Here is a 2,887-nt window from a genome sequence, read left to right as displayed (position 1 = left end):
GAAGACGGGCATCACGACCACCGCCATCTTCCACACCCTCCCCCTTGTTCAGATCCAGGTGTTGCTGATCCCAACCGAACCGATCCCACGCCACGCGGGCGGCCAGCAGCACCGCTGCAGCCGCGAGCACCAAGGCGGGCACGACCGTAATGCGCTTCTGCGGTGAAAGCAAGAGCCCCAGCGCACCCAGCTCGGCGCTGGCCGCATACAGCGCCAGAACCACCTGGCTCGGGACGTGCCAGCGTGCCAGGAGCCGGTGGTGGACATGCCCGTTGTCGGCACGGCCCACCGGCTTTCCCGTGAGGCTGCGCCGCAGGATGGCCCACGCCGTATCGGCCAGGGGAACGCCCAGGCTCATCACCGGCACCAGCAGGGCCATGACGGCCGGCCCCTTGGCCGTTCCCAGGGCGCTGGCTGCAGCAAATGCAAAGCCCAGGGCCAGCGCGCCACCGTCGCCCATGAAGATGCGCGCCGGGGAGAAGTTGTACCGCAAAAAGGCGACGCATCCTGCTGCCAGCACCGAAAGCAAAGCGGCCGCCTCCGAAAGCCCGGTGGCTTCCGCCGCCACGATGGTGGGAACGGCCGCGATAGCCACCACTCCGGCCGCCAGCCCGTCCAGGCCGTCCAGCAAATTGACGGCGTTGCTGACCCCCACGAGCCACAGGATGGTCACCGGGACGGCCCACTGCCCCAGGTGGGCAATCGGGCCGGCATGGCCGAGAAAGGAGGGAATGGAGACGAACTCGATCCGCAGGCCTGATCCCACGGCCACGGCCGCGGCCGCCAGTTGACCCGCCAGCTTGGCACGGGGCGACAGGCCCCGGATGTCGTCGTAGAGCCCCACCAACCAAACCACAGCGGTGCCGCCCAGCACCCTGACCAGCGTCTCGGCCGGGGTTCCGGTTGCCCAAAGCACGGCACTACCGGCCACCCAACCCGCCATGAGCGCAATGCCGCCGAGGCGCGGCACCGCCCGCGCATGAAGGTGCCGCCCTCCCGGCCTGTCCACCAGCCCCCTGTGCACGGCCCGGCGTTCCACGAGAGGCGTGGTTGCGAGCACCACAAAAAAGGCTGCCAGGGCGGCAGCCACGGCATTTCCAAGATGCCCCATCGACAACCCCCGTTACCCCGCCGCTACCAGAGCCGCCGGCAGGGCCGCCCCCGAGAAAAGCGCTGAAGGCCCGGTTTCTCGCCCGTCACCCGCCCCGTCTACCGTGTCCCGTAGAGCCGGTCGCCGGCGTCTCCCAGCCCGGGCAGGATATACCCGTGGCTGTCGAGGCGCTCGTCTACCGCCGCCAGGAACACGTCCACGTCGGGATGATGCTCTTCCAGCAGGCGCAGGCCCTCCGGTGCAGCGATCAGCGCCATGACCTTTATGCTGTGGCCGCCCCGGTTCTTGACATAGCGGATCGCCTCCACCACGGAACCCCCCGTGGCAAGCATCGGGTCGCAGACGATGACGTCCCGCTCGGCGATGTCCGTCGGCAGCTTGCAGTAGTACTCCACCGGGCGCAGCGTCTCGGGATCGCGGTAGATCCCGACGTGGCCCACCTTGGCCGCGGGAATCAGCCGCAGGATCCCGCCCACCATCCCGAGGCCGGCCCGCAGGATGGGCACCACCGCTACCTTCTTTCCTGTCAGGGCGCTGCCGGTGGTCACCTTGAGCGGCGTCTTCACCTGAACCCGCTCCGTGGGAAAGTCACGCGTCGCCTCGTACGTGATCAACATGGATATTTCTTCGAGAAGCTCGCGGAACTCTTTGGGGCCGGTCTGCTCGTCGCGCATCAACGTGAGCTTGTGCTGCACCAGCGGGTGGTCGATCACGTGCACTTTTCCCATGGCGAACTGGGACGCACCCCCTTTTTCCTCCAATCCGCTCAGCACGCCGACTCTGCCTGCCTGATCTTCTCCACCCGGCGCGCATGGCGCCCTCCCTCGAACCGGCCCTCCATGAAAGCTTTCACGACCTCCGCCGCCACGCCCGGCCCGAGCACCCGGCCCCCCATGGCCAGGACGTTTGCGTCGTTGTGGGCCCTGGCCATCCGGGCCGAGTAGGGGTCGTGGCAGAGCGCCGCCCGAACGCCCCTCACTTTATTGGCCGTAATGCTCATTCCAATTCCCGTACCACACATCAGCACGCCGAAGGCCACCTCGCCGGCGGCCACGGCGCGCGCCACCTGGACGGCCACGTCAGGGTAGTCCACCGTCTCCTCGCCCTGCGGGCCGTACTCCCTCACCTCAAGCCCGCCCTGCCTGAGGCTCTCCACCACGGCGTCGCGCAGCGCCCGCCCGGCGTGGTCCCAGCCCACCGCGGCCCGGCGAACGGCCTCTCCGGCCAACGGGCCCTCCCCAGCCGCGGCAGCGGCCGGCACCGCCGCTCGCTCCTGCGCCGCGGCCCGTTGCGTTTCAAAACGGGCGGCGGCCTCTCTCGTCAGCGCGTCGAGCTCGCGCACGGTCGCCCGGTAGCGCTCCAGATCCTGGCCGAAGGGATCGTCCACGTCGCCCTGGCTCCCCGCATACTCGGCCAGCGTAAACACCCGCCCGGCCGCGCCCGGCACCATCTCCAGCACCTGGCGCTTATGTTGTTCGCTCATGGTGAGCACGAGCCCCGCGCCGGCGACCATCTCGGGGGTGAGGCGCCGCGACCGGTGCGCCTCCAGGTCGAGCCCCCATTCCCGAGCCACGTCCCGGGCCTGCCGGCTGGCGGGTTCTCCGTCCACAGCGGCCAGACCTGCCGAACTGACCTCGACGGAACTCACCCCCCGGCCCCGCAGCGCCCGCCGGAACAGAGCAGCCGCCAGCGGGCTGCGGCACGTGTTGCCGGAGCAGACGAACAGCACGTCCGACGACCAGGTCATGTTGCACATGGTGCCCCCATTTCGCCCGG

The 2,887-nt window shown here is 69.4% G+C and carries 3 protein-coding genes; all 3 read right to left on the bottom strand.

Features of this window, described 5'->3' with window-relative positions; genetic code table 11:
* A partial coding sequence (locus AB1609_19905) for an MraY family glycosyltransferase (GenBank protein MEW6048707.1) occupies window positions 1–1,111 on the bottom strand: 1,111 nt, incomplete at its 3' end.
* A gap of 98 nt (window positions 1,112–1,209) precedes the next feature.
* Window positions 1,210–1,839, bottom strand: a complete 630-nt coding sequence (upp, locus tag AB1609_19900; GenBank protein MEW6048706.1) for a uracil phosphoribosyltransferase — start codon at window positions 1,837–1,839, stop codon at window positions 1,210–1,212.
* Between the two features lie 38 nt (window positions 1,840–1,877).
* Window positions 1,878–2,887, bottom strand: a 1,010-nt coding sequence (gene rpiB, locus AB1609_19895; GenBank protein ID MEW6048705.1) for a ribose 5-phosphate isomerase B, incomplete at its 5' end; no start/stop codon positions are given.

It is taken from the genome of Bacillota bacterium, from assembly GCA_040754675.1.
In the GTDB taxonomy this organism is placed as follows: domain Bacteria; phylum Bacillota; class Limnochordia; order Limnochordales; family Geochordaceae; genus Geochorda.
This window is presented reverse-complemented; position numbering and strand designations above follow the sequence as displayed.